At 70.9% G+C, this 24,888-nt stretch carries 23 protein-coding genes and 2 tRNA genes; 19 read left to right on the top strand and 6 right to left on the bottom strand.

Annotated features, from left to right (window positions below; translation table 11 throughout):
• Positions 1-18: 18 nt before the first annotated feature.
• From ABIC61_RS13520 to ABIC61_RS13495, 6 genes are read left to right on the top strand one after another with little or no spacing between them, the layout of a single operon-like run.
• Positions 19-1,416 (top strand): M14 family zinc carboxypeptidase, encoded by a 1,398-nt coding sequence (locus ABIC61_RS13520; RefSeq protein WP_354030317.1) that lies wholly within the window; start codon positions 19-21, stop codon positions 1,414-1,416.
• The gene (locus ABIC61_RS13515; RefSeq protein ID WP_144754880.1) at positions 1,416-2,357 is read left to right on the top strand and encodes an ABC transporter permease; all 942 of its coding nucleotides are present in this window, start codon (positions 1,416-1,418) and stop codon (positions 2,355-2,357) included. Before ABIC61_RS13520 ends, ABIC61_RS13515 begins: the two co-directional genes overlap by 1 nt.
• Positions 2,354-3,244 (top strand): ABC transporter permease, encoded by an 891-nt coding sequence (locus tag ABIC61_RS13510; protein ID WP_354030316.1) that lies wholly within the window; start codon positions 2,354-2,356, stop codon positions 3,242-3,244. The genes ABIC61_RS13515 and ABIC61_RS13510 overlap by 4 nt, the downstream gene beginning before the upstream one ends.
• 39 nt (positions 3,245-3,283) lie before the next feature.
• Positions 3,284-4,693 (top strand): serine hydrolase domain-containing protein, encoded by a 1,410-nt coding sequence (locus tag ABIC61_RS13505; protein ID WP_354030315.1) that lies wholly within the window; start codon positions 3,284-3,286, stop codon positions 4,691-4,693.
• Positions 4,694-4,710: 17 nt separating this feature from the next.
• The gene (locus tag ABIC61_RS13500) at positions 4,711-5,277 is read left to right on the top strand and encodes a GbsR/MarR family transcriptional regulator (RefSeq protein ID WP_354030314.1); all 567 of its coding nucleotides are present in this window, start codon (positions 4,711-4,713) and stop codon (positions 5,275-5,277) included.
• Positions 5,274-6,926: a dipeptide ABC transporter ATP-binding protein gene (locus ABIC61_RS13495; protein ID WP_354030313.1), complete on the top strand. Its 1,653-nt coding sequence runs from the start codon at positions 5,274-5,276 to the stop codon at positions 6,924-6,926. Before ABIC61_RS13500 ends, ABIC61_RS13495 begins: the two co-directional genes overlap by 4 nt.
• 87 nt (positions 6,927-7,013) lie before the next feature.
• On the opposite strand, the gene ABIC61_RS13490 is transcribed toward ABIC61_RS13495, so the two are convergent.
• Both ABIC61_RS13490 and ABIC61_RS13485 read right to left on the bottom strand, forming a co-directional pair.
• Complete coding sequence (locus ABIC61_RS13490; protein WP_354030312.1) at positions 7,014-7,838, bottom strand: helix-turn-helix domain-containing protein; 825 nt, start codon at positions 7,836-7,838, stop codon at positions 7,014-7,016.
• Between the two features lie 64 nt (positions 7,839-7,902).
• Positions 7,903-8,481 carry a hypothetical protein gene (locus ABIC61_RS13485; protein WP_354030311.1) on the bottom strand — a complete coding sequence of 193 codons (579 nt, stop codon included), beginning with the start codon at positions 8,479-8,481 and terminating at the stop codon, positions 7,903-7,905.
• Between the two features lie 96 nt (positions 8,482-8,577).
• On the opposite strand from ABIC61_RS13485, the gene ABIC61_RS13480 reads away from it, so the two are divergent.
• Genes ABIC61_RS13480 through ABIC61_RS13470 form a run of 3 tightly spaced genes read left to right on the top strand, consistent with a single transcriptional unit; the run spans position 8,578 to position 11,688 of the window.
• Positions 8,578-10,083 carry a sensor histidine kinase gene (locus tag ABIC61_RS13480; protein ID WP_354030310.1) on the top strand — a complete coding sequence of 502 codons (1,506 nt, stop codon included), beginning with the start codon at positions 8,578-8,580 and terminating at the stop codon, positions 10,081-10,083.
• A gap of 39 nt (positions 10,084-10,122) precedes the next feature.
• A complete protein-coding gene (locus ABIC61_RS13475; protein WP_354030309.1) occupies positions 10,123-10,785 on the top strand; it encodes a response regulator transcription factor in 663 nt (220 codons plus the stop codon).
• A 21-nt stretch (positions 10,786-10,806) separates the two neighbouring features.
• The gene (locus ABIC61_RS13470) at positions 10,807-11,688 is read left to right on the top strand and encodes an EamA family transporter (RefSeq protein ID WP_354030308.1); all 882 of its coding nucleotides are present in this window, start codon (positions 10,807-10,809) and stop codon (positions 11,686-11,688) included.
• A gap of 35 nt (positions 11,689-11,723) precedes the next feature.
• Here the strand turns inward: ABIC61_RS13470 and ABIC61_RS13465 are convergent, their stop codons facing one another.
• From ABIC61_RS13465 to ABIC61_RS13455, 3 genes are all read right to left on the bottom strand, one after another.
• Complete coding sequence (locus ABIC61_RS13465; protein WP_156794738.1) at positions 11,724-11,876, bottom strand: hypothetical protein; 153 nt, start codon at positions 11,874-11,876, stop codon at positions 11,724-11,726.
• A 101-nt stretch (positions 11,877-11,977) separates the two neighbouring features.
• On the bottom strand, positions 11,978-12,301 hold the full coding sequence (locus ABIC61_RS13460) for a hypothetical protein (protein ID WP_079238562.1): 324 nt from the start codon (positions 12,299-12,301) through the stop codon (positions 11,978-11,980).
• A gap of 237 nt (positions 12,302-12,538) precedes the next feature.
• Positions 12,539-13,570, bottom strand: a complete 1,032-nt coding sequence (locus ABIC61_RS13455) for a LacI family DNA-binding transcriptional regulator (RefSeq protein ID WP_354030307.1) — start codon at positions 13,568-13,570, stop codon at positions 12,539-12,541.
• Positions 13,571-13,703: 133 nt separating this feature from the next.
• Between ABIC61_RS13455 and ABIC61_RS13450 the strand changes: the two genes are divergently transcribed.
• From ABIC61_RS13450 to ABIC61_RS13420, 7 genes are all read left to right on the top strand, one after another.
• A complete protein-coding gene (locus ABIC61_RS13450) occupies positions 13,704-15,002 on the top strand; it encodes an ABC transporter substrate-binding protein (RefSeq protein ID WP_354030306.1) in 1,299 nt (432 codons plus the stop codon).
• Positions 15,002-15,880, top strand: a complete 879-nt coding sequence (locus ABIC61_RS13445; RefSeq protein ID WP_079238565.1) for a carbohydrate ABC transporter permease — start codon at positions 15,002-15,004, stop codon at positions 15,878-15,880. Before ABIC61_RS13450 ends, ABIC61_RS13445 begins: the two co-directional genes overlap by 1 nt.
• Positions 15,877-16,842, top strand: a complete 966-nt coding sequence (locus tag ABIC61_RS13440) for a carbohydrate ABC transporter permease (RefSeq protein ID WP_354030305.1) — start codon at positions 15,877-15,879, stop codon at positions 16,840-16,842. The genes ABIC61_RS13445 and ABIC61_RS13440 overlap by 4 nt, the downstream gene beginning before the upstream one ends.
• Complete coding sequence (locus ABIC61_RS13435) at positions 16,842-18,206, top strand: glycoside hydrolase 5 family protein (RefSeq protein WP_354030304.1); 1,365 nt, start codon at positions 16,842-16,844, stop codon at positions 18,204-18,206. The genes ABIC61_RS13440 and ABIC61_RS13435 overlap by 1 nt, the downstream gene beginning before the upstream one ends.
• A 60-nt stretch (positions 18,207-18,266) precedes the next feature.
• Positions 18,267-21,266, top strand: a complete 3,000-nt coding sequence (locus ABIC61_RS13430; protein ID WP_354030303.1) for an alpha-mannosidase — start codon at positions 18,267-18,269, stop codon at positions 21,264-21,266.
• 85 nt (positions 21,267-21,351) lie between these two features.
• Positions 21,352-22,251 (top strand): endo-beta-N-acetylglucosaminidase H, encoded by a 900-nt coding sequence (locus ABIC61_RS13425; protein ID WP_354030302.1) that lies wholly within the window; start codon positions 21,352-21,354, stop codon positions 22,249-22,251.
• A 244-nt stretch (positions 22,252-22,495) separates the two neighbouring features.
• Positions 22,496-22,786: a DUF1905 domain-containing protein gene (locus tag ABIC61_RS13420; RefSeq protein WP_354030301.1), complete on the top strand. Its 291-nt coding sequence runs from the start codon at positions 22,496-22,498 to the stop codon at positions 22,784-22,786.
• Between the two features lie 16 nt (positions 22,787-22,802).
• Here the strand turns inward: ABIC61_RS13420 and ABIC61_RS13415 are convergent.
• Positions 22,803-22,876: transfer RNA gene (locus ABIC61_RS13415), tRNA-Gly, on the bottom strand.
• Positions 22,877-22,929: 53 nt separating this feature from the next.
• On the opposite strand from ABIC61_RS13415, the gene ABIC61_RS13410 reads away from it, so the two are divergent.
• The 3 genes from ABIC61_RS13410 to tig all read left to right on the top strand — a co-directional run bounded on the left by ABIC61_RS13410 (position 22,930) and on the right by tig (position 24,731).
• Entirely contained in the window at positions 22,930-23,253 is a 324-nt protein-coding gene (locus ABIC61_RS13410) for a hypothetical protein (RefSeq protein WP_354030300.1), read from the top strand.
• 57 nt (positions 23,254-23,310) lie between these two features.
• Positions 23,311-23,387 (top strand) — tRNA-Pro (locus ABIC61_RS13405).
• 36 nt (positions 23,388-23,423) lie between these two features.
• Positions 23,424-24,731: a trigger factor gene (gene tig, locus ABIC61_RS13400; protein ID WP_354030299.1), complete on the top strand. Its 1,308-nt coding sequence runs from the start codon at positions 23,424-23,426 to the stop codon at positions 24,729-24,731.
• The last annotated feature ends 157 nt before the right edge of the window (positions 24,732-24,888 follow it).

Here is a 24,888-nt window from a genome sequence, read left to right as displayed (position 1 = left end):
CGGTCCGGAAGGCTCCACATGGACACCGACTCCGTCCTCCGGCTCGTCGCCGAGGTCCCCGACCACGACGGCTTCCCGCTCGTCGACGACCTGCATGCCCGGTTCGACGCGCTCGCCGCGGCCCACCCCGAGCAGGTCACGGTCACCCGGATCGGCACGAGCAGGCTCGGCGAACCGCTCCACTCCTACCGGATCGGGTCCGGGTCGCACGCCGCCGTCATCGTCGGCGGCGTGCACCCGAACGAACCGATCGGCTCGTGGACGGCGCTGCACCTGGCGACGTGGGCGGCCGAGGGCGGATCGGCGGAGCTCGACGTCACGTGGCACGTCGTCCCGACGATCGACCCGGACGGCATGCGGCTGAACGAGGCCTGGTTCCACGACCCGCACGACCGGGTGTTCTACTCGCGGCACTTCCACCGTCCGGCCCCGGACAGCCAGGTGGAGTGGACGTTCCCGAACGCGTACAAGTCGGTGTACTTCGACCAGGTGCTGCCGGAGACCCTGGCGTTCATGCGGCTCATCGACGACACCGAGCCGGACCTGCTCGTCAGCCTGCACAACGGCGAGATGGGCGGCGTCTACTACTACCTGTCCGAGGACCTCCCCGATGTGATCGACACCCTGCACGCCGTGCCCGCGGCGCTCGGGCTGCCGCTCGACACCGGGGAGCCCGAGTCGCCGTACCTGCGGGAGCTCGCCCCGGCGGTGTTCGCGATGGACGGCATCGAGACGGCGTACGAGTACCTCGAGGGCCTCGGCGTCGACCCCGGCGAGCACATCCACGGGGCGTCGAGCGCGGCGTGGGCGATGCGGCACGGTGCGCTGTGCATGGTGGCCGAGCTGCCGTACTGGAGCCACCCGGACGCCGACGACCAGACCCCGACGGCGGAGTCCTACGCGGACCTCCTCCGCCGGTGCGCGGACGAGCTCGGGGCGTCGGGGACGGAGCTGCAGGCGATCCTCGACGAGGCGTCGCCGATGCTCACCATCGAGACGCCGTTCCTCGAGGGCTCGCGGGCGTTCATCCCGATGCTCACCGCCACCCCGGCGACCGACCACGCCCGCGCCGACCGGGAGCCGGCCGATCGGATGGCCACCGTCGCCGAACGCTTCGGGTGCGAGGACCTCGTCCGGTGCTTCCGCCTGCGCTACGGCGGCATGCTGCTCCGCGCGCTCGAGGCGGAGACGACGGCCGGCACCGCGCCGGCGCCGGTGCGACGGCTGCGCGACCGCCTGGTGGAGCGGTACGCGACCTGGCAGGCGGACGCGGCCACGGGCGCCGAACCGATCCCGATCCGCAAACTGGTGGGGGTGCAGTTCGGGGCGATCCTCGCCTGCGCGAGTCACGTGGCGGGCGCGAGTCGCGCCTCCAGTCCGTCACTGGTCACCACGAGTCGGCCTGGAGGCGCGTGATGCGTCCGGCGCTCGCCGTCGGCAGACGGGTCGGCGGCCTGGTCATCGTCTTCCTCGGCGTGACCTTCCTCATCTACGCGATGACGTTCGCGCTGCCGGGCGACCCGATCAAGGCGCTCGGTGGGGACCGGCCGCTCAGCGACTCGGTCGTCCGGGCGCTGCGGGCCGAGTACCACCTCGACCAGCCGCTCTGGCTGCAGTACGTGCAGTACGTCGGCGGGCTGTTCCGCGGGGACTTCGGCACCGACTTCAGCGGGCAGTCCGTCGGGGAGCAGATGGCGTCCCGGTGGCCGGTCACGATCACCCTGGCGCTGACCGCGTGGGCGCTCGAGATCGTGCTCGGCATCGGCCTCGGGGTCGTGTCGGCGCTCCGCCGCGGGACGGTCCTCGACAAGACGGTGCTCGTCGGCACCATCGTCGTCGGTGCGATCCCGGTCTTCGTGCTCGGCGTCGCCCTGCAGCTCGTGTTCTCGGTGCGCCTGCACTGGTTCCCCGTGGCCGGCGTGACGGCGGGCTGGCCGGAGGCGTACGTGCTGCCGGCGTTCGTCATCGCGCTGTTCGGCCTGGCGGCGGTGTCGCGGCTCACCCGGACCTCGATGATCGAGACGCTCGACGCCGACTTCGTCCGGACCGCCCGGGCGAAGGGCCTGGCACCGGGCCGGATCGTCGGCGTGCACGTGATGCGCAACTCGCTCATCCCGACGGCGACGTACCTGGCGACGGACCTCGGCTACCTGATGGGCGGCACCGTGATCATCGAGGGCATCTTCAACCTGCCCGGTGTCGGCAACCTGCTGTTCCAGGGGATCCGGTCGCACGAGGGCGCGGTCGTCGTCGGCATCTCCACCGCCCTCATCCTGGTGTTCCTCGTCACGAGCGTGCTCGTCGACCTGCTGCACGCCGCCCTCGACCCGCGCGTCCGGACGGGAGCCTCCGCATGACCACCTCCGCCATCGGCGCCACCGTCGAGCCGTCCGTCGTCACGAAGCGCCGCCCGCTGCGCGCCGCGGTCCGGAAGCCGGGCTTCTGGCTGCCGGCCGGGGTGCTCGTCATCGTGCTGCTCGTCGCGGTGTTCCCGTCGGTGTTCGCCGGTCTCTTCGGCCACGGCGACCCCCGCGTGTGCCAGCTCGGCCGGAGCGGGGCGTCCCCGACCGCCGGGCACCCGTTCGGCTACGACCTGCAGGGCTGCGACGTGTACGCCAACGTGGTCTACGGCACCCGGTCGTCGATCGCCGTCGCACTGCTCACCACCGTGCTCGCGGGCGTCGTGGCCGTCGTCGTCGGCACCGTCGCGGGCATGGTCGGCGGCTGGGTGGACGCCGTGCTCGCCCGGCTCACCGACGTGTTCCTCGGCTTCCCGTTCCTGCTCGGCGCCGTCGTGGTGCTGAACAGCGTGGGGGAGCGCTCGGTGCTGACCGTGTCGCTCGTGCTCGCGCTGTTCGGGTGGCCGACGATGGCCCGGCTCGTGCGGTCGAGCGTGCGGAGCGTCCGGAACGCCGAGTTCGTCCTGGCCGCCCGCACGATGGGGCTGTCCACGTGGCGGATCACCACGCGGTACGTGCTGCCGTCGTCGATCTCCCCGCTGCTCGTCCTCGCCACCATCACCGTCGGCGGGGTCATCGTGTCGGAGTCGTCGCTGACGTACCTCGGCATCGGGCTGGAGAGTCCGGCGATCTCCTGGGGACTGCAGCTCTCCGCCGCCACGTCGCAGTTCCTCCGGGCACCGCACATGCTCATCGCACCCGCGGTGTTCCTCGCCGTGACGGTGCTGTCCGTCATCGCGCTCGGGGACACGCTCCGCGCGGCGCTCGACCCACGACGACGCTGACGCGCCAGACTCGAACCACCGCCCCTCGAAAGGACCACCGTGACCGACACCCTCGCCGCCTACCGGAAGACCCTGCCGTACATCCACGACTGGGTGTCGTACAAGGTCTGGCAACTCCGGGTCCCCGGCGTGCAGGTCGCGATCGGGTACGGCGGCGAGGTGCTGTTCGACGAGGCCTGGGGCTACGCCGACGTCGAGGCCGGCCGCCGCCTGACCACGACGGACCTGTTCCGCATCGCCTCGCACTCGAAGACCTTCACCGCGACCGCGCTCCTGCAGCTCGCCGAACGCGGGTCGCTCCGCCTCGACGACACCGTCGGCACCTACGTCCCGGCGCTCGTCGAGGGCGGGTCCCCGCTCGCCGGCGCCACGATCCGGGAGCTCATGGAGATGGGCGCCGGGGTCATCCGGGACGGCCATGACGGCGACTACTGGTCGCTGCTCCGCCCGTTCCCGGACGAGCAGGAGCTGCTCGCGCTCGTCCTCGACCGTGGGCAGAAGGTCCCCACCGGGTCGTCGTTCAACTACTCGAACCTCGGGTACTCGCTGCTCGGGCTCGTCATCGCAGCGGTCTCCGGGCAGTCCTACAACGACTTCGTCCGCGAGTCGATCACCGAACCGCTCGGCCTCCGCAACACCGGACCGGACTGGGACCCCGCCCGTGCCGACGACTTCGTGGTCGGGTACACCGGCTTCCACACCGCCCGGTCCCGGCAGCGCATCGACCACGTCGACACCCGTGCGATGGCCGCGGCGACCGGGTTCCACGGCACCGCATCCGACCTGGTGCGGTACTTCTCGCAGCACGTCATCGGCCAGGGCACCCTGCTCGACGACCACTCGAAGCGACTCGCCCAGCGCAAGGCGTGGAGCGCCACCGAGGACCCGGCGGCCCGCGGCTACGGCGCCGGGTTCATCGTCGACCGGATCGGCGGGCGCGAGGTCCGCGGCCACTCCGGCGGCTTCCCGGGCCACATCACCCAGTCGCTGTTCGACCCGGCGTCCGGGCTCGTCGTCTCCGTGCTGACGAGCGCGGCGGCCGGTCCCGCGACGCTCATCGCCACCGCGATCATCACCCTGCTCGACGCCGCGGCCGACGCCGACGCCCCGGGGACCCCGGTGCCCGACGACGTCGACACCGACACGTTCACCGGCCGCTTCGCGAACCCCTGGGGCGTCAGCGACATCGCGCGCCTCGGCGACCGACTCCTCGAGCTCGACCCCTCCGCACCGGCGCCGCTCGAGACGCCGACCCGACTCCAGGTGGTCGACGCGGACACCCTCCGGATGACCCACGGGAACCGGTTCGGGTCCATCGACGAGGACATCACGTACGAGCGGGACGCCGACGGCTCCGTCCGCCGGATCCGCGCCGGCGGCGGCATGACCGAGGAACCCTGGGCGATCCCGTCCGAGTCGCCCCAGGTCGCGGCGGGACTGGCACCGTGAGCGCCGAGGGCACGGGCGTGCGCGGCGACGACGTGCGCGCCGACGCGGTCCGCGTCGACGACGTCGTCCTCGAACCCGAGCGCCAGGCCTTCGTCGAGGAGTTCGCCCTCATGCTCAACGACGGCGCCGGCATGCCCCTCACCGACGCCCGGGTCCTCGGCTACCTCATGATGACCCGCGCGCCGCACTCGTCCTCCGCCGACCTGCAGGCAGCACTCGGCGCGAGCTCGGGCTCGGTCTCGATGGCCACCCGCCGGCTCGTCGACTCCGGGTTCGTGAAGCGGCACATCGTCCCCGGCGAGCGCAGCCACTACTTTCGCGCCGAGGCGGACGTCTGGGGATCGTGGCTGGCGAGCGAGCGGAAGTACCTCGACCGGCAGCGCGACATCATCGGCCGCGGCCTGACCGTCGTCGAGGCAGCGGGGCGCACGGGCACGGGCGACGTCGACGCCGAGGTCCGCGAGCGCCTGCTCAACGGCCGTGACTACATGCAGTGGCTGCAGGGCTACCACCGCAAGATGCTCGAGGAGTGGGAGGCCTTCAAGGCCGCCCGCGACGACACCACCCGATCGGAGACCCCATGAGCGACGTCCTGACCGTCGAGCACCTCACCGTCACGTTCGACGTCGACGGGGACGAGGTCCGCGCGGTCGACGACGCCTCGTTCACGGTCGCGGCCGGCGAGGTCGTCGCGGTCGTCGGGGAGTCCGGCTCCGGCAAGAGCATGACGGCGATGACCGCGATGGGCATCGCGCCCGAGGGTGCCCGCGCCTCCGGAAGCATCCGGCTCGGCGACCTCGAGGTCCTCGGCGCCGACGAGCGCACCCTCCGAGCCGTCCGCGGCCGCCGCGTCTCGATGATCTTCCAGGACCCGTCCGCCGCCCTGAACCCCGTGTTCACCGTCGGGTTCCAGCTCGCCGAGGCCGTCCGCCGTGCCGACGCCGCCGCCGACCGGCCCACCGTGCGCGAGCGCTCGCTCGAGCTGCTGCGCGCCGTGGAGGTCCCCGAGCCCGAGCGCCGACTCGGCCAGTACCCGCACGAGCTCTCCGGTGGGCAGTGCCAGCGCGTGATGATCGCGATGGCGCTCGCCGCCGACCCCGACCTCCTCATCGCCGACGAGCCGACGACCGCCCTCGACGTCACGGTCCAGGCCGAGGTCCTCGACGTCCTCCGTGCCCTCCGCGAGCGCACCGGCACCGCGATCCTGCTCATCACGCACGACATGGGTGTCGTCGCCGACATCGCCGACCGCGTGGTCGTCATGCGCCGCGGTCGCGTGGTCGAGACCGGCACCGCCGACGCGGTCTTCGCCGCCCCGGCAGCGGACTACACGCGCGAACTGCTGGCTGCGGTCCCACGGATGGGGACGAGCGTCGGACTGGAGGAGCGGGTCGACTCCGCCACGGAGCCACCGTCGTCGGTCCTGGACGTCCGGCACCTCGTGGTCGAGTACGGCGGAGCCCTCCGTGGCCGCTTCCGCGCCGTCGACGACGTGTCGTTCAGCGTCGGTCGCGGCGAGATCGTCGGCCTGGTGGGGGAGTCCGGCAGCGGCAAGACGACCATCGGCCGCGCCGCCATCGGCCTCGCGCCGATCACGGACGGGACCATCGTCGTCGAGGGGACGGACGTGGCGGCGGCGAGCCGTGCCTCCAGGAAGGCCATGCGGCGACGTGTCGGCGTCGTCTTCCAGAACCCGCTGCGCTCCCTGAACCCGCGCTACACGTTGGGGCAGACCGTGGCCGAGCCGCTCCGTCAGATCCTCCGGCTGCCCTCGGCCGAGGTGGAGTCCCGCGTCGAACGGCTCCTCGACGACGTCGGACTCGACGGCGGTTTCCGGGAGCGCTACCCGCACGAACTCTCCGGCGGCCAGCGGCAGCGCGTCGCGATCGCGCGAGCCGTGGCACTCGACCCGGCGCTGCTCATCGCGGACGAACCGACGAGTGCGCTCGACGTCTCGGTGCAGGCACGGGTGCTCGACGTGTTCCGGGAGCTCCAGGAGCGCCTGGGTTTCGCATGCCTGTTCGTCACGCACGACCTCGCCGTCGTCGACACGCTGTGCGACCGGGTCGTCGTGCTGCACGGAGGACGCGTCGTCGAGGAGGGCACCTGCGACGCCATCCTCCGCGATCCCCGGGACCCGTACACGCGCCGGCTCGTCCAGGCCGCACCGGTACCGGACCCCGTGGAGCAGGCGGAGCGCCGCACCGCTCGCCTGGCGTCCCTGTCGTCCTGACCCCTGGCGTCGGCGGCGGAGAGACACATTCGTTTTCGCGTTTGACCGTTCCGGTTCGCGATCCTCGGGATCCGTGAACCGGAACGGTCAGAACGCGGACGGAACGTGGGTGTCCGGTGCGCGGACCCGTTCGAGCGCCCGTCGCATCGAACTCACCGTGCTGTACCCGAACCGGCCGGCGACCACTGCCGGGTCCGTTCCGTCGGCGAGGGCGGCGCGCACCGGGAACGATCGGAACCAGCGGCGCAGCTGCTCGGGGGAGCAGCCCGTCGTCGTCCGGAACCGCCGCCGGATCGTGCTCGCGGACACGCGAGTACCGCGGCCGAGCTCGTCGATCGGCACCGGGACGTCGGCGTCGACGAGCCGGTCGATGCAGCGTGCGATGCTGCGGTCGGCCAGGAACGCGGGTGGATTGTCGCGGAGGACCGCGGTCACCGCCACCGTCGCGAGGACGTCCCGCAGCGCCTCGCACCACCGCGCGCCGGACATCGTCTCGATGTGGCCGAGGGTGCGGAGGACGTCGTCGTGGGGAGCATCGAGCGGGTGCGTCCGGGCGATACGGGGGAGCGGGAACGCCTCCGCGCCGAACGGGCCGAACGTCGCAGTGCCCGTGTGGACACCGGTCGGGCCGAAGAACCCGCCGTCCGAGGTCGGCGGCGGGGCGCGGTCGAGGTCCGTCCCGATCGTCAAGGCTCCCTGCGGGCCGAACAGCGCCGCGGTGCCCTGTCGGACGAGGTCGACCTCGTCGCCCTGCCGGATCCAGACGTCGGTGCCGGACGAGCACGCGACCCACACGGAGCCGACGGATGCATCGAGGTCCAGCGTCCAGCGGTCGTCGTCCGACAGGACCTCGTGGCCGTAGTGCACCACGAGTCCGGCGGCATCGATCAGTGTCCGGAGCGCATCGCCCATGCGACGACGCTGGCATGCTGAGCGTCCGATTCCGGGGGCCGTGCGGCGTTCTGTGGAGAACGGGTCAGCGGACCTCGGCGGAGTCCCAGAGGCGGCCGGCGCCTGCGCCGAGCGTGCGCAGGAGGGGGACCGCGACGAGGACCGCGGCGGCGAGGTAGGCGACGGCCTGGAGCAGGCCGGGGATCGCGAACGCGACGACGAGGAACTCCTGCGAGGTCGACAGCGGGACCACCGTCTGGATCAGCACACCGACCACGAACCAGAGCGCCGCAGCGACGGTGACGACCCACCCGAGGGTGCGCTGCACGCCGCGGGCGGTCCACACCGTGAGCAGCCCGAAGGCGACGAGCGCGGCCTGGGCGACGAAGGACAGCGCCGAGCCGACGGGCCCTGGGGCGATCCACGCGAGCGCGAACGCGAGCACGGAGACCGCGATCGCCAGCGCCCGGCGATCGCGTGCCCGGACGGCGCCGATCAGCACGACGACGCCCGCGAGACCGCCGATCACCGTGGCCACGAGCAGGACCGACTGCGGCACACCGAACGCGAACGGCAGGCTGCCGACCAGCCCCCGCACGCCGAAGACCAGTGCGCCGACCGTGGCCGCAGCCGAGACCACCCGAACCCCCGTGATGTCCTGCATGCCCTGCAGGGTACGCGGATGCGGGGGATAACCCCACCACGGGTTCGGGAGAGGGCAGGATGGGGGGACGAGCCCGGAATCGCGAGGCTTGATGTCATGACCGACACCGCCCGCCTCGACCAGGCCGAGACCGTCCCCCTGAACGACTCCGTGCCACCAGGAGCCACCGAACCGATGTCGACGCAGCCGCAGCCGCAGCAGGACGACCGCACGCCGTCGGGGCCGCCCCCGGCCTCGTGGAGCGCGACGCCTCCCGTCAGCGGCGGAGGGGCCGGTGCCGGGTCCGGCATGACCGCGGGTGCGTTCTACCGCGAGGCCTGGAAGCGCCTGCCGCGTGACTTCGGGTACATGGCGCTGACGGCGGTTTTGCTCTGCACGCTGTACGCCGCGTTCCCCGCCGCGATCTTCGGCGGCGGGTTCCGCGACCTCTTCAACCCGTTCGTCCTCCTGATGTTCTTCATCGCGCTGTTCGTCGCGCGGTGGCTCGGGCAGTTCGAGAAGCTCCGCATCGGGTGGGCCGACAAGCGTCCGATCCGCCCGGTCGACTGGACGCCCCGCTGGCAGCAGAACTGGTGGACCCGCACGGGTTCGGCTGTCGCGAACCCGCACTACTGGCTGTACCTGCTGCACGCCGCGGTCGTGTACCCGCTCGTCGCGCTCGTCACCGTCGGCGCGGGTGTCGTCCTGCTCGCCGGCTTCGTGTGGCCCCTCATCCTCGGCGCGGTGTTCCTCGTCAACGGTGCGAGCACCGGGTACTTCTCGTCGTCCGACATCGGTCTGGTGGCCGGCGTCGGTCTCGTCGGCCTGCTGTCGATGGCCGCTTCGGTCGCGCTCTTCCCGCTCTGGGCGCGCGGCTCCGTCATCGCGCACTACTGGGTGGACTTCGGCCTGCTCGGCGGCTTCCGCGCGGAGCAGCTCGAGCAGCGCGTCGCCGGGCTGCAGGCCTCCCGTGCCGGTGCCGTCACCGCCGAGGGCCAGGCGCTCCGCCAGATCGAGCGCGACCTGCACGACGGTCCGCAGCAGCGCCTCGTCCGGCTCCGCATGGACCTCTCCGCCGCCGAGCGCGCGTTCGACAAGGACCCGGCGAAGGCGAAGCAGCTCATCGGCGAGGCATCGGAGCACGCCAAGGACGCCCTCGACGAACTCCGTGCCCTGTCCCGCGGGTTCGCACCGCCGATCCTGCTCGACCGCGGGCTCGTCGCCGCCCTCGAAGCGCTCGTCGCCCGCACGCCGATCCCGGTGGGTCTCGACGTCCGCCTGCCCGAGGGGCTCGAGCTCGCGACGGAGATCCAGCGCAACGTGTACTTCACGGTGAGCGAGCTCCTCACGAACACCACGAAGCACGCCGGCGCCTCGACCGCCGGGGTCTACCTCGGCCTCGTGGTGGACGCGTCGGGCCTCTGGTACCTCACGCTCAGCGTCACGGACGACGGCCGGGGCGGTGCTCGCCCGCAGGAGGGCCACGGCATCGAGGGGCTGATGGGCCGGATGCGTGCCCTCGACGGCGAACTCACGGTATCCAGCCCCGAGGGCGGCCCGACCGAGGCCACCGCGCGGATCCCGCTCGGTGCGCTCAACGGGGTGCCCACGGCGCGCGCCTGACACCACGGGAGCGCCACCGCTCCCACTAGGCTGGTCGGCATGAGCGACGGCCCGGATGCAGCACGCATCCGGGCCGTCGTCGTCGACGACGCCGTCCTGCTGCGCGAAGGGCTCTCCCGCGTGCTCGACGAGGCCGGCATCGACGTCGTCGGGCAGTACTCCGACGCCGACTCGTTCCTCGCGACGCTGCCGGAGCACGCCCCAGACGTCGTCGTGATGGACGTCCGGATGCCGCCGACCTTCACCGACGAGGGCGTCCGCGCCGCCGTCGAGACCCGACGCCTGGCACCGCGCACCGGCGTGCTCCTGCTGTCCCAGTACGTCGAAGCCACCTACGCCGAGGACGTTCTGGCGTCCGGCGCGACCGGCATCGGCTACCTGCTGAAGGACCGCGTCACCCGGCTCGAGGAGATCGACGACGCCGTCCGCCGCATCGCCGCCGGCGGCACCGTGCTCGACCCCGAGGTCGTCACGCAGCTCATGAGCCGTCGCCGCAACCCGCTCGAGGCGCTCACCCCGCGGGAGCGCGAGGTCCTCGGGCTCATGGCCGAGGGGCGCACGAACGCCGCGATCGCCCGCGCACTCGTCATCGGCACCGGCGCTGTCGAGAAGCACGTCTCCAGCATCTTCGGCAAGCTCACGCTCGAGGACACGGGCGAGGACCACCGCCGCGTCCTCGCCGTGCTCGCCTACCTCGGGTGACGGGGAACCGATGAACACGGCGTGCCGGTGAACCGGGTCCCGGCACCGCTCCTGGCGCTCGCCGCGATGGTCTCCGTGCAGGTCGGGGCCGCGATCGCGAAGACGAGGTTCGACGACGTCGGCTCGGTCGGTGCCGCGACGCTCCGGCTCGTCATCGGCGCGGTCGTCCTCGCCCTCGTCGTGCGCCCACACGTCCGGCACTGGACCCGGGAGCAGTGGCTCGGGGCGATCGGACTCGGCCTGGCCCTCGGCGGCATGAACGTCTTCATCTACATCGCGTTCGCGAGCATCCCGATCGGCGTCGCGGTGACGATCGAGTTCCTCGGCCCCCTCGCGCTCTCGCTCGTGCACACCCGACGCTGGCGTGACGTCCTCTGGGCGGTCCTGGCACTCGCCGGGGTCGTGCTCCTCGGGGTCGGGCCTGCAGCGGTCACCGCGGTCGGGGGTGTCGTCTTCGCCGTGCTCGCCGCCGCGTGCTGGGCGGGCTACATCGTGATGAACCGGCACGTGGGCGCCGCGATCCCCGGGGTGGACGGCCTCGCGGTGTCGATGCTCGTGGCGATGGTCGTGTCGCTGCCGTTCGGGCTCGGGGCGGCCGTCGACGGGGTCGTCCGCGAACCGGTGCTCCTCGTCGTGTTCGGTGCCGTGGCCGTGCTGTCGAGCGTCCTGCCGTACGCGCTCGAGATGCTCGCGCTCCGGCGGATGCCGACCCGCGTCTTCGGGGTGCTGCAGAGCCTCGGGCCGGCGATCGCGGCCCTCGCGGGCCTGCTGATCCTGCACGAGGGACTCGCGCCGCTCGAGATCGTCGCACTCGCGTGCGTCACCGCGGCGAGCGTGGGCGTGACGCTGTCCGCCCGTCGTGAGCGGGGCATGAGAAAAGGAGGCACGGATCTCGTTCCGTGAATCCGGAACGTGATCCGTGCCTCCAGTAAGACCGCCTATTCGTCGCGGAGGAAGTCCGCGTACGTGGGTTCCGTGTGTTCACCCGTCAGCAACGCCGGATCGTTGACCCGTCGTTCGACGTAGGCCGCGATGACCTCGGGTGGGGTGAGCACGTGGGCGACCCAGGACGGCACCTCGCTCTTCTTCATGGTGCCTCCTCCCAGTCCCAGCACTCGGATCGAATGCCTCGATCGTTGAGTTACTTGCTGTACCGGTGCTCCGTAAACGATCCTCGTGATGTCCGACGAAGTCAATGTGGTGCGTTCTCCGGACTGCGCCTGTCGATGTCGGCGCGGAGGGTGCGGTGCTTCACGGCCGACCGCCACACCCACGCGTTCGCCTGTTGCCCGAACTGTGCCCACTCGACCATCACGGCGTCGCGGGTCCAGCTCTTCGCGAAGGCCTTCACGCGGACGTGGAAGGTGGGGAACTGGATCCACGCCCACACCGGCACGGGGGTGACGGCGTGGCAGACGTCGGGCCCGCGGGCGTCCTCCGACAGGGAGTAGGCGCGCGGGCGTTCGACCTCCGGGTGTTCCGGGGGCTGCCACCGGTTCTCGCGACGCCGTCCCACGAAGGTATTCGAACGTGTGTTCGAATCGGCGTCAAGTCGGGCGCGCCGATCGTGCGTACGCGCGATCGGCGATCGGCGTGTCGGCGCGAGGTGCGCGGGGTGCGCGGGTTGCGCGCGCATGGCGCCGCGGCAGTGTGTGAGGTTCCGCGCATGGTGCGAGGCGCGCGGCGTCCCACGGTGCGCGGAACCTCGCACCGTGTGGGCGACCCGTCGCACCGTGCGAGGGGGCGCGCCGCGTCAGGGGGTGGCGCGACCCGTGGATTCACGGACGCTGAGCGTCAGCGACGGACCCGGGCGGGACGGCAGCGGCGACCCGGCGTCGATCTGCTCGCGGAGCAGTGTCGCCGCGCGCTGCCCGAGCTCGACCGTGTCGCGCGTCAACGAGGTGATCGACGGGCGGACGAGCCGCACCATCGCCGAGTCGTCGAACGACACGATCGAGACGTCTCCCGGGACGGCGACGCCCATCTCGCTCGCCACGCCCAGGCCGGCGACCGCCAGCACGTCGTTGTCGTACACGATCGCGGTGGGGCGGACGCGCCGCGAGAGCAGGGTGCGGGTCGCGTTCGCGCCGGCCTCGGCGGAGTAGTCGGTCGGGATGGACCCGGAGCCCTCGTGCCCCTCGGTGGCGGTGAACGCCCGGACGCGGTCGATCCGCATCGCCGTGTGCTCGAACTCGGGCCGCCCGGCGACGTGCGCGATCCGCCGGTGCCCGAGCGCGTGCAGGTACCGCAGGACGGTGTCCGTCGCGTCGGAGTCGTCGATCCACACGCTCGGCGCCGCGCCCTCGGCAGAGGGGTGTGACCCGACGACCACGGTCGGCATGCCGAGCTCGGCGAGCAGTGCGAGCCGCTCGTCGTCGCGCCGCGGGTCGATCACGATCACGCCGTCGACCCGGTGTCCGCGCCACCAGTCCCGGTAGGTGTCGAGTTCCTCGGCGGCGTCACGGGCGACGAGGAGGTTCATGCCGACGTGGGTGCCGGCGAGCCCGAGCTGGATGCCGGAGATGAGGTCGCCGAAGAACGACTCGGTGCCCAGGGTCCTGGCCGGCCGGTTCAGCACGAAACCGATCGACCCCGCCTTCGCGCCGCCCAGTGCGCGGGCGGCGGTGTGCGGCTGCCAGTCGAGTTCCCGGGCGACGGCACGCACCCGGGCGCGGGTCTCGTCGGACACTCCTGGGCGGTCGTTGAGCGCGAACGAGACCGCGCTGATGGACACGCCGGCACGAGCGGCGATGTCGGCGATCGTCGTGCGACGGTTCTTGGCCACGGACTTGACTATAGCGCTTTAGTTCGCAAACATCGCTGCATTCGACCGGTTCGGCAACGGGAACTGAACCGGTTCAGCAGCATCGGCAGCGCGACGAAGCAGCAGCCGTCGCACGACGAAGGAGTCACGAGCGATGAAGAACACCACACGCAGGACGACGGGACGCGCCGTGGCGCTCCTCGCCGGAGCGGCCGTCACGGCCCTCGCACTGACCGCGTGCTCGAGCGGCGGCAACGCCTCGGGCAGCGACGGCGGGAGCGGGAAGGTCGAGGGGTCCATCACCCTCCAGACCTGGGCACTGACCCCGACCTACACGGACTACCTCAACGGTGTGATCAAGGACTTCGAGAAGAAGTACCCGGACGCGAAGGTGAAGCTCGTCGACCAGCCCGGCGACGGGTACGCCGACAAGGTCCTCAGCCAGGCGTCCTCGAACTCCCTGCCCGACGTGATCAACCTGCCGCCGGACATCGCCCTGCCCCTCGCGAAGCGCGGCTTCCTGCAAGACGTCGCGAAGGACGACTCGAAGCTCTCGAGCACCTACGTCAAGGGCGCGCTGGCGGCGTACAACTACAAGGGCGTCGACGGCACCTTCGGGTACCCCTGGTACCTCAACACCGACGTCGACTACTGGAACAAGACGATGTTCCAGAAGTGCGGCCTCGACCCCGCGAACCCGCCGAAGACCACCGACGAGCTGTTCACGCAGGCCGAGACCATGCACCAGAAGTGCCCGGACGACTACCTGATGAGCCGCAAGCCCGGCCTGTCGGACTTCTCGCTCGCCGGCGTGAAGATCATCAACGACCAGGGCACGAAGTTCACCTTCGCGAACTCGTCGAAGGCCGCGGACCTCATCGCGAAGTACGCGAAGGCCTACAAGGAGGGCCTCATGCCCTCGTCGGTCCTGAACACGGACTACCTCGGCAACTCCACCCTGTTCACGCAGGGCAAGGTCGCCTGGACCACCGGCGGCGCCACCGCGATCAGCGACTTCGAGAAGAACAACCCGTCGCTCAAGGGCAACATCATCGTCTCGTCGGCACTCGACAACCCGCCGCTGTACGTCCAGGGCCTGAGCGTCAGCGCGAAGAGCAAGCACATCGCCACCGCCGAGGCCCTCGCCGCCTTCATGACGAACGCGAAGAACCAGGAGGCCTTCGCGCACCTGGTCAACATCTTCCCGTCGACCACCTCGTCGCAGTCCGACCCGTACTTCTCGAAGGACGACGGCACCGTCGAGGCGAAGGCCCGCGTGCTCGCGAACGACGCCCTGAAGACCGCGAAGAACCTCAACCCGGTCGAGGCGAACTCGGCGATGACGGACTTCCTCGACCAGCAGATCGCGCTGGCGATGAAGGGCGGCACCACCCCCGAGAAGGCCCTGCAGACCGCGCAGACCAAGATGAACAGCCTGCTGGCGAACAGCTGATGCGCGCCAACCGCTGGTTCACGCCCTGGCTGCTCGTCCTGCCGGCGCTCGTCTGGTTGCTCGCCTTCAGCCTCTGGCCGTCGATCAACACCGTCCGGCTGTCGTTCACGAACGCCAGCCCGCTCGGGGGCGTGAGCCAGTGGGTGGGCCTGCAGAACTTCGAGACGCTGCTCGCCGATCCGCAGGTCTGGGAAGCGCTCCTCAACAGCGTCATCTACATGGCGGTGTGCCTGCCGCTCCTGACGGTCCTGCCGCTCCTGATGGCGGTGCTCGTCGAGCGGAAGCTCCCCGGCATCGCGTTCTTCCGGACGGCGTACTACACGCCCGTGATCGCCAGCGCCGTGGTCGTCGGGCTCATCTGGAACTGGATCCTCGACGACCGCGGGGTCATCAACGAGATGGCGCAGCACCTCGGGATCGTCCAGAGCTCGATCCCGTTCCTCACCGACCGGTGGCTGCTGGTGTTCAGCGCGATCAGCCTCACGGTGTGGAAGGGCCTCGGGTACTACATGATCATCTTCCTGGCGGCCCTCGGGAACGTCGGCAAGGACCTGCACGAGGCCGCGGCGCTCGACGGCGCCGGCTCGGTCCGCCGGTTCTGGTCGGTGACCATGCCGGGCGTCCGGGGGACGATGACGCTCGTCGGCATCCTCGTCTGCGTGAGTGCGCTCCGGGTGTTCAGCGAGCTCTACATCCTCACCAACGGCACCGGCGGACCGGGCGGGCAGGACAACTCGCTCGTCATGCTCATCCAGCAGTACGCCCGCGGCTTCACCGGCAACCTCGGCTACGCGTCCGCCCTGAGCCTCCTGCTCTTCGTCGTGACGCTCATCCCGATGCTCGCCCTCGCCCGGATGAACAGCAAGGCGGACAAGTGACCAACACGACCTCGACCACCGAACCCGCCCTCGGGGGCGCCGCCGGCGCAGCCGCACCCGCACCGGACGTGGCCGGCGCGACGGACGCGGGCCGTGCCTCCAGGCCGCCCCGCAAGCGGCGCCGAGCCGCGTGGGGCGTCATGTCCACCCGCGAGAAGGTGCTCCGCTACGTCCTGCTCGTCGTGGTGCTCTTCATCACCATCGGCCCGTTCCTCTGGCAGCTGTCCACCTCGCTCAAGGGCACCGGTGAGGACATCTACACGGCGAACCCGTCGTTCATCCCGACGCAGCCGACGTTCGGCAACTACCTCCGGGTCGGCGAGGCGATCCCGGTCTTCGGGTACATCGGCAACTCGCTCGTCGTCGCCGCGATCGACGTGCTCGGGAACATCCTGTTCGCCACCCTCGCCGGCTTCGCCCTCGCGCGGCTGCAGTGGCGGTTCCGCAAGGCGGTGCTCGGCCTCTTCCTGGCGACCCTGGTGCTGCCGGGCGAGGCGACGATCATCTCCCAGTTCGTCACCGTGAAGGACCTCGGCCTCGCCGACTCCCTCGTCGGCGTCGCGCTCCCCGGGATGATCGCGGCGCTCAACGTCCTGCTGATGTTCAACGCGTTCCGGCAGATCCCCGAGGAGATCGACCAGGCCGCCGTGATGGACGGCGCGAACGCCCTGCAACGGCTCCGGTACATCTCGCTGCCCGCCGTGCAGGGGACCATCGCCGTCATCGCGATCTTCTCGTTCATCGGAGCATGGGACGACTTCCTCTGGCCGCTCATCGTGCTGCAGTCCCCGGACAAGCTGACCCTGACCGTCGGCCTGCAGTACCTGCAGGGCACGTTCGCGACGGACCAGCGCATGATCGCCGCGGGCACGATGATCGCGTTCATCCCGATCGCCGTGATCTTCGCGATCCTGCAGCGCTTCTTCTTCAAGGGCGTCGAAGAGGGCGGGGTGAAGGGCTGATGCGCTTCGGCGTCAACCACACCCCGTCGGTCGGCTGGTTCCACTCGTGGCTCGACTTCTCACCGTCGGACACGGCGCGGGACATGGAGCAGATCGCCTCGCTCGGCGCGGACCACGTGCGGATCTTCCCGCTGTGGCCGGTCGTGCAGCCCAACCGGACGCTCATCCGGCAGTCGGCGCTGCGGGACGTCGCGACGGTCGTCGACATCGCGGGGTCCTTCGGGCTCGACGTCAACGTCGACGCACTGCAGGGACACCTGTCGAGCTTCGACTTCGTCCCGTCGTGGCTGGAGAGCTGGCACCGGCGGAACATGTTCACCGACCCGGACGTCGTCGCGTCGACCGCGGCGTACGTCGAGGCGCTCGCGGCGATCGTCGCCGACAAGCCGAACCTGCTCGGGATCACCGTCGGCAACGAGGTGAACCAGTTCGCGCACGCGCCGCACCCGGCACCGCACGACACCACCGCGGAGCAGGGACACGCGTGGGCGGCGGCGATGGTCGCCGCCGCCCGGCGTGGGCTGGGCGACGGTCTGGAGGCGCGGCGCGACTCCGCCCCGTCGCCCGCGTCCGGCACAGCGTCGCGTCCAGGGCCGCTGGTCACCGTCGCGCAGTACGACGCGGCCTGGTACGACGACGCGCAGCCCTTCGGCCCGGAGCACGCGGCGGACCACGGTGACGCGACGGTCACGCACTCGTGGGTGTTCAACGGCTCGGCGGCGCTGCACGGCGCACTCGGTCCCGGATCGGTCCGGCACGGCGAGTACCTGCTCCAGCTCGCCGCCGCGTGGAACCGTGACCCCGCGCGGCCGAACTGGCTGCAGGAGGTCGGTGCCCCGACGAACGTGGTCGAGCCCGCCGACGCCGCCTCGTTCACCGAGCAGACGATCCGACACGTCCTCGACGCGCAGCACGTGCTCGGGGTCACGTGGTGGTGCTCGCACGACGTCTCCCGGTCCCTCGCGGACTTCCCTGAGCTCGAGTACGACCTCGGCCTGTTCACGAACGACGGTCGGCTGAAGCCCGCGGGTGAGGCCTTCGCGGCGCTCGCCCGCTCGGCCCGCGACGGCACCGCCACCCCGGTGGCCCCGCCGTCGACCGCCCTCGTCCTCGACGACGTGCGACCGGACGGCGCACCCCGGCACGGAGTCCGGGCCGACAGTGCCCCCGGAGGCCGGTTCGCCGCCGCCTGGCTCGCACTCGCCGAGAGCGCCCCGGACGGCCGCGGGCCGCAGGTCGTCCTGCGCTCCCGCGTCGGCGACGACGCCCTGCTCGCCGCACGGGGCATCACCCGGTGCGTCGAGGTCCCCGACGACGCCGCCACCGCCCTGCTGTCGGTCGCCCACCCGGCGACGATGGCCTGACCGCACCACCCGCCCGTCCCGCCGGCACCGACGCCGGCCCTCCCCTCCAGGAAGGTCCCCATGCACGACGACATCCCCCTCACCACCGGCCGGGCGCGACGCGTCCTCGACGAACGGATCCTGCCGGCCGTGCACGCGACGGCGACGCCGCTCGACACGGCGTGGCACGAGCTGCCGGGGGAGCCGATCCCGCCGTCGGAGGGGCTCGCGCTCGAGTTCACGCCGTACGAGGTGGGCACGACGTGGGGCGTAGCGTGGGGTACGACCTGGTTCCGCCTGTCCGGGACCGTGCCGCCCGAGTGGGCCGGCCGTCGGATCGAGGCCGTGATCGACCTCGGGTTCGACAAGAACATGCCGGGGTTCCAGTGCGAGGGACTCGTGTACCTCGCGGACGGCACCCCGGTGAAGTCGATCAACCCCCGGAACCAGTGGGTCCTCGTCGCCGAGGAAGCGGTCGGCGGCGAGACCGTCGAGCTCTTCGTCGAGGCGGCGTCGAACCCCGTCCTGCTCGACTACCACCCCTTCCTCGTCACGCACGAGGGCGACATCCAGACCTCGTCGTCCAAGCGCCTGTACACCTCGCGCCGGATGGACCTCGCCGTGTTCGAGTCCGAGGTGCACGAACTCGCCCTCGACATCGACGTCCTGCTCGAACTCCAGGCCGAGCTGCCGGAGGGCCCGCGTCGGATGCGCATCCTGCAGGCGCTCGACGACGCACTCGACCGGCTCGACCTGCAGCACATCGCCGAGACGGCCGGCGACGCCCGAGCGGCGCTCGCCGACGTGCTCGCCGCCCCGGCCGAGGCCTCCGCGCACACGATCTCCGCCGTCGGGCACGCCCACATCGACTCCGCCTGGCTCTGGCCCGTCCGCGAGACGATCCGCAAGGTCGCCCGCACCACCTCGACGATGACCGAGCTCATCGACCAGACCGACGACTTCCTGTACGGCATGTCGAGCGCGCAGCAGTACGCGTGGATCAAGGAGCACCGGCCCGAGGTCTACGCCCGGGTGCGGGCAGCCGTGGAGGCCGGCCGGTTCCTGCCGATCGGTGGCATGTGGGTCGAGTCCGACACCGTGATGCCGACGGGCGAGAGCATCGTCCGGCAGTTCTCGCAGGGCCAGCGGTTCTTCGAGCGGGAGTTCGGCATCCGGCCGAAGGGCGTCTGGCTGCCGGACAGCTTCGGGTACTCGCCGGCCCTGCCGCAGCTCATGCGCCGTGCGGGCTTCGAGTGGTTCTTCACGCAGAAGATCTCGTGGAACCAGGTGAACAAGTTCCCGCACCACACGTTCCTGTGGGAGGGCATCGACGGGTCACGGGTGTTCTCGCACTTCCCGTCGATGGACACCTACAACTCGCGGTTGTCGGGCAGCGAGGTCGCGAAGGCCTCCCGGCAGTTCCGCGAGAACCGACTCGCCACCGGGTCGATCGCACCCGTCGGCTGGGGCGACGGCGGTGGCGGCACCACCCGCGAGATGACCGGGACGGCCGCGCGCCTTGCCGATCTCGAGGGCAGCGCGAAGGTCCGCTGGGAGCACCCGGACGCGTTCTTCGACCGCGCGAAGGCCGAGCTGCCGAACCCGCCGGTGTGGGTCGGCGAGCTGTACCTCGAGCTGCACCGTGCGACCCTGACGAGCCAGCACGGCACCAAGCAGGGCAACCGCCGATGCGAACAGCTGCTCCTCGAGGCCGAGCTCTGGGCGACGACCGCTGCCGCACGTACCGGGTTCGCCTACCCGTACGACGAGCTCGACGCCCTCTGGCAGCAGGTCCTGCTGCAGCAGTTCCACGACATCCTGCCCGGCACCTCGATCGCCTGGGTGCACCGCGAAGCGGTCGCGAAGTACGCCGAGACGGCCGCTGCGCTCACTGCGATCATCGAGTCGGCGCTGTCGGCACTGGCCGGCCCCGGCGACGCGACGGTCGTCGTCAACCCGGCCCCGTTCCTCCAGGCCGGTGCACCCGCGCAGGGCGCGATCGTGGCGACGGACGTGCCGGAGGCGACCGCAGTCACCCTCGCCGAGCAGGACGGCGGCTACGTGCTGGCGAACGACCTCGTCCGGGTCGTCGTCGACGGTCGTGGACTCGTGACGAGCGCGGTCGACCTGGCCACCGGGCGCGAGGCGATCGCCGCCGGACAGGCGGCCAACCTGCTGCAGGTGCACCAGGACTTCCCGAACATGTGGGACGCGTGGGACGTCGACCGGTACTACCGGAACCGGGTCGAGGACCTCGTGTCGGTCACGGGGCTGCAGGCTTCGGTCGACGCGGACGGTGTCGCGCGCATCGTCGTGGAGCGTGCGTTCGGCGACTCGACCGTGCGGCAGGAGATCCTCCTCGCACCGGGCTCCCGCACGCTCGAGTTCGACCAGACCACCGACTGGCACGAGACCGAGAAGTTCCTCAAGGTCGCGTTCCCGCTCGACGTCCGCGCCGAGCACACCGTCGCCGAGACGCAGTTCGGGGCGCAGAAGCGGGTGACGCACACGAACACCTCGTGGGAGGCCGCGAAGTTCGAGACGTCCATGCACCGCTACGTCCTCGTCTCGGAGCCGGGCTTCGGGGTCGCGCTCGTGAACGACTCGATCCACGGGTTCGACACCACCCGCGACGCCGTCGACGGACACGTCACCACGACCGTGCGGCTCTCGCTGCTGCGGGCGCCGCGGTTCCCCGACCCCGAGACCGACCAGGGCGTGCAGACACACCGGTACGGCATCGTGATCGGCACCGACCAGCTCGGAGCGACGGCGGCCGGTGTGGTCATGAACGCCGGTCCGCGCACCGTGACGGGTGACCACGGGTTCGACCCGCTCGTGCAGGTGTCCGGCGACGTCGTGCTGTCGAGCGTCAAGATGGCGGACGACCGGTCGGGCGACCTGATCGTGCGGGTCTACGAGCCGAGCGGACGCCGCGGCACCGGTCGGATCTCGGTCGAGGGGCCGTTCGGTCCCGTCACCGAGGTCACCCTGCTCGAGGAACCGTCGACCGACACCGATGCGTCGTCGTTCGCCGTCGACGCGTACGAGGTCCGGACCTTCCGGTACTCGCGCGCCTGAGACCCCGCCGCCGGGACTTCGGGTGTCCCGGCGGCGGCTCCCGGTCGGCGACCGCCGGCCGGTTCATCACTCGAAGAGGAGTGTCATGAAGAAGTCCATGAAGTTCGGGATCGTGGCGGCCATCGCCGCGATGGTGGCGGCACCGCTCGTGCCGTCCGCAGCGACCGCAGCCCCGGCTGCGACCGCTGCCACCAAGTCCGGTCCGACGAGCATCGCGTACGTCGAGGTCAACAACGACCAGCTCGCCAACGTCGGCCGGTACCAGTTGGCGAACGGCGCGAACGCGTTCGACGTCGCGATCATCTTCGCCGCCAACATCAACTGGAACGGGTCGAAGGCCGTCCTGTACAACAACGACAAGGTGCAGGCGACGCTCGACGCCGCGGCCACCCAGATCAAGCCCCTGCAGGCGAAGGGGATCAAGGTCTCGCTGTCGATCCTCGGCAACCACCAGGGCGCCGGCATCGCCAACTTCCCGACCCAGGCGGCTGCGCAGGACTTCGCGTCGCAGGTCACCGCGACCGTCACGAAGTACGGGCTCGACGGGGTGGACCTCGACGACGAGTACGCCGACTACGGCACGAACGGCACCCCGCAGCCGAACCAGCAGTCGATCGGTTGGCTCATCACGGCGCTGCGGGCCCAGATGCCCTCGAAGCTGCTGTCGTTCTACAACATCGGGCCGGCGGCGTCCTCGCTGTCGTCGTCGAGCTCGACCATCGGCTCGAAGCTGAACTACGCCTGGAACCCGTACTACGGCTCGTACTCGGCGCCGTCGATCCCCGGCCTCGGGAAGAGCGCGCTGTCCCCGGCCGCGGTCGACATCCAGAACACGGCGCAGTCCACCGCGGTGTCGCTCGCCCAGCGCACGGTGCAGGACGGCTACGGCGTGTTCATGACGTACAACCTGCCGGGAGGCGACGAGTCCGCCTACGTCTCCGCCATGACGCAGAAGCTCTACGGGCAGGCCGCGACGTACCACTGACGTCGCGCCCGCAGCGGCGGCTCGCGCCCCGCGTCTCCTCGGCATCGGCCTGGAGGCGCGGGGCGCGTCCGTCTCGCGCCTCGCTCCTCGTGGGTCGCTGGGCAGGGCATCAGCGTGCGAGGGCATCAGTGTGCGAGGTTCCGCGCATCGTGCGAGGGGCGCGGGCTCGCACGCTGGGCGGAACCTCGCACAGTGTCCGCGACTCCTCGCACCGTGCGAGGGGCACGGGTCGTACGATCGCGGCGTGGAACTCGAGTTCAGCGGCGAGGTCATCGAGTGGCGCGGGCCGGCGCCGTTCTTCTACGCGGTCGTGCCTCCGGACGCTGCTGAGGTCATCCACGAGCTCGCACCGATGCTGACCTACGGCTGGGGCGTGATCCCGGCACGGGTGACGATCGGCCGGGTGACGTGGACGACCTCGCTCTTCCCGAACGACGGCGGGTACCTCGTGCCGTTGCGGGCCGCTGAACGAAAGCGTGCCGGAGTCGAACTCGGAGACGTGCCGACCGTGACCCTCGAACTCGGCGGTCCGTGAAAGCCGACGGAGGAGGTGGAGGGGATGACGGGAATCGAACCCGCGTGGCCAGTTTGGAAGACTGGGGCTCTACCATTGAGCTACATCCCCGCGCTGCGCACGTGTCGCAGCCCGACCATCGTACCGGACGAACGAGCACCGACATGCCACCCCGTGTGACGCTCCCACCGACCGACGCCGATGCCCGGCGGATCAAACGGTCGCGGGTCGTCTCGTACGTGCTGGTGGTCCTCGCCGCGGTCGTGTTCTCGATGCGCCCGGAGCTGTTCGGGGATCCCCAGGGGCAGCCCGCGCACGCGCTCCTGCACGTCTGGCGCATCGTCGTCGGGGTGCTCCTCGTGGTGGCCGCGCTCGGCGTCCAGGTGGCGGTCGGCGTGCAGTGGCGGAAGGGCCTGCGACGACGCGCACTCGACGACGGCGACGACGGCTCCGAACCTGCCGGGAACCGTGCGCCGGGGGACCGCTAGACTCATCGGCGTCCCGTGCGCCCGTCCGGCGCGCGCGGACACCCTGGCTCAGTCAAACGGGGCGTAGCTCAGCTTGGTAGAGCGCCCGCTTTGGGAGCGGGAGGTCGCAGGTTCAAATCCTGTCGCCCCGACCAGGACCACACGAACGTCAACCAACAGGAGAACATCCCTTGGCCACCAGCACCGTCGACAAGGTGAGCGACACCCGCGTCAAGCTCACCGTGAACGTGACGCCGGAAGATCTCAAGCCGAGCATCGACCACGCGTACAAGCACATCGCCGAGCAGATCAACATCCCCGGCTTCCGCAAGGGCAAGGTCCCGCCGGCGATCGTCGACCAGCGTGTCGGCCGCGGCGAGGTCCTGAACCACGCCGTCGGCGACGCGATCGACAACTTCTACCGCCAGGCGGTGGAGGAGCAGGAGCTGCGCATCCTCGGCCGTGCCGAGGCGGACGTCTCCGAGCTCCCGAACGTCAAGGACTTCACGGGCGACCTCGTCCTCACCTTCGAGGTGGACGTGCGTCCGGAGTTCGACCTGCCGGAGTACGACAAGTACGAGCTCACCGTCGACGCCGTCGAGGTGTCGGACGACGAGATCGAAGAAGAGCTGCAGAACCTCCGCACCCGCTTCGGCACGCTCGTGACGGTCGACCGTCCGGCGACCACGGGTGACTTCGCGCAGATCGACCTCACCGCGACCATCGGCGACGACGAGGTCGACTCGGCCACCGGCGTCTCCTACGAGATCGGTTCGGGCGACCTGCTCGAGGGTGTCGACGAGGCACTCGAGTCCCTCACCGCCGGCGAGTCCACCACCTTCGAGTCGAAGCTCGTCGGTGGCGACCGCGAAGGCGAGATCGCCCAGATCGCCGTGACCGTCACCGCCGTCAAGGAGCGCGAACTCCCCGAGGCCGACGACGAGTTCGCGCAGATCGCCAGCCAGTTCGACACGATCGACGAGCTGAAGGCGGACCTCAGGGAGCAGATCGCGAAGTCCAAGACCTTCGGTCAGGGCGCCGCGGCTCGCGACAAGCTCGTCGAGAAGCTCATCGAGGACGTCAACATCCCGATCTCGGAGAAGCTCATCGAGGACGAGGTGCACCGTCACCTCGAGCAGGAGAACCGTCTGGAGGACGACGAGCACCGCAAGGAGGTCTCCGAGTCCAGCGAGAAGGCCTTCCGCTCGCAGATCCTCCTCGACTCGATCGCCGAGAAGGAAGAGATCCAGGTCTCGCAGGAGGAGCTCACGCAGTACCTCATCCAGGCTGCTGCGCAGTACGGCATGGAGCCGGGCGAGTTCATCAAGGTGATCGACCAGAACGGGCAGATCCCGGGCATGGTCGGCGAGGTGGCCCGTTCGAAGGCCGTCGCGACCGTCCTCGCCAAGGTGACCGTCAAGGACTCCAACGGTGACGACGTCGACCTCTCCGCCTTCACGGCGGGCGTCGCGCAGACCCCCGCGGAGGCCGCGGAGTAGTCCGCGACCACCTCTCTGACTGGAGGCGGGGGGGGCCCCGGGGCCCCCCCCCCCCCCCCCCGTGGGGGGGCCCCCCCGCCCCCCCGCCCCAGGGGGGGGGGGTGTGCCCCACCAAAAAAAGCGGTGGGCCCCCCACCCCCAGGGGCGCGGGGTGGCA

Origin of the sequence: Curtobacterium sp. 1544 (assembly GCF_040544915.1) — a bacterium.
GTDB classification, from domain to species: Bacteria; Actinomycetota; Actinomycetes; order Actinomycetales; family Microbacteriaceae; genus Curtobacterium; species Curtobacterium pusillum_C.
The sequence above is the reverse complement of the archived record's forward strand: the minus strand, read 5'-3'. Positions and strand labels throughout refer to the sequence as shown.

What these genes read in the sequence shown, in the direction of transcription:
- ABIC61_RS13465 (WP_156794738.1), bottom strand. Translation starts at nt 11,876, where the DNA reads ATGAAGAAGAGCGAGGTGCCGTCCTGGGTCGCCCACGTGCTCACCCCA.
- ABIC61_RS13410 (WP_354030300.1), top strand. Translation starts at nt 22,930, where the DNA reads ATGCCACCCCGTGTGACGCTCCCACCGACCGACGCCGATGCCCGGCGG.
- ABIC61_RS13490 (WP_354030312.1), bottom strand. Translation starts at nt 7,838, where the DNA reads ATGGGCGATGCGCTCCGGACACTGATCGATGCCGCCGGACTCGTGGTG.
- ABIC61_RS13480 (WP_354030310.1), top strand. Translation starts at nt 8,578, where the DNA reads ATGACCGACACCGCCCGCCTCGACCAGGCCGAGACCGTCCCCCTGAAC.
- ABIC61_RS13450 (WP_354030306.1), top strand. Translation starts at nt 13,704, where the DNA reads ATGAAGAACACCACACGCAGGACGACGGGACGCGCCGTGGCGCTCCTC.
- ABIC61_RS13435 (WP_354030304.1), top strand. Translation starts at nt 16,842, where the DNA reads ATGCGCTTCGGCGTCAACCACACCCCGTCGGTCGGCTGGTTCCACTCG.
- ABIC61_RS13495 (WP_354030313.1), top strand. Translation starts at nt 5,274, where the DNA reads ATGAGCGACGTCCTGACCGTCGAGCACCTCACCGTCACGTTCGACGTC.
- ABIC61_RS13445 (WP_079238565.1), top strand. Translation starts at nt 15,002, where the DNA reads ATGCGCGCCAACCGCTGGTTCACGCCCTGGCTGCTCGTCCTGCCGGCG.
- ABIC61_RS13475 (WP_354030309.1), top strand. Translation starts at nt 10,123, where the DNA reads ATGAGCGACGGCCCGGATGCAGCACGCATCCGGGCCGTCGTCGTCGAC.
- ABIC61_RS13430 (WP_354030303.1), top strand. Translation starts at nt 18,267, where the DNA reads ATGCACGACGACATCCCCCTCACCACCGGCCGGGCGCGACGCGTCCTC.
- ABIC61_RS13510 (WP_354030316.1), top strand. Translation starts at nt 2,354, where the DNA reads ATGACCACCTCCGCCATCGGCGCCACCGTCGAGCCGTCCGTCGTCACG.
- ABIC61_RS13520 (WP_354030317.1), top strand. Translation starts at nt 19, where the DNA reads ATGGACACCGACTCCGTCCTCCGGCTCGTCGCCGAGGTCCCCGACCAC.
- ABIC61_RS13425 (WP_354030302.1), top strand. Translation starts at nt 21,352, where the DNA reads ATGAAGAAGTCCATGAAGTTCGGGATCGTGGCGGCCATCGCCGCGATG.
- ABIC61_RS13515 (WP_144754880.1), top strand. Translation starts at nt 1,416, where the DNA reads ATGCGTCCGGCGCTCGCCGTCGGCAGACGGGTCGGCGGCCTGGTCATC.
- ABIC61_RS13485 (WP_354030311.1), bottom strand. Translation starts at nt 8,481, where the DNA reads ATGCAGGACATCACGGGGGTTCGGGTGGTCTCGGCTGCGGCCACGGTC.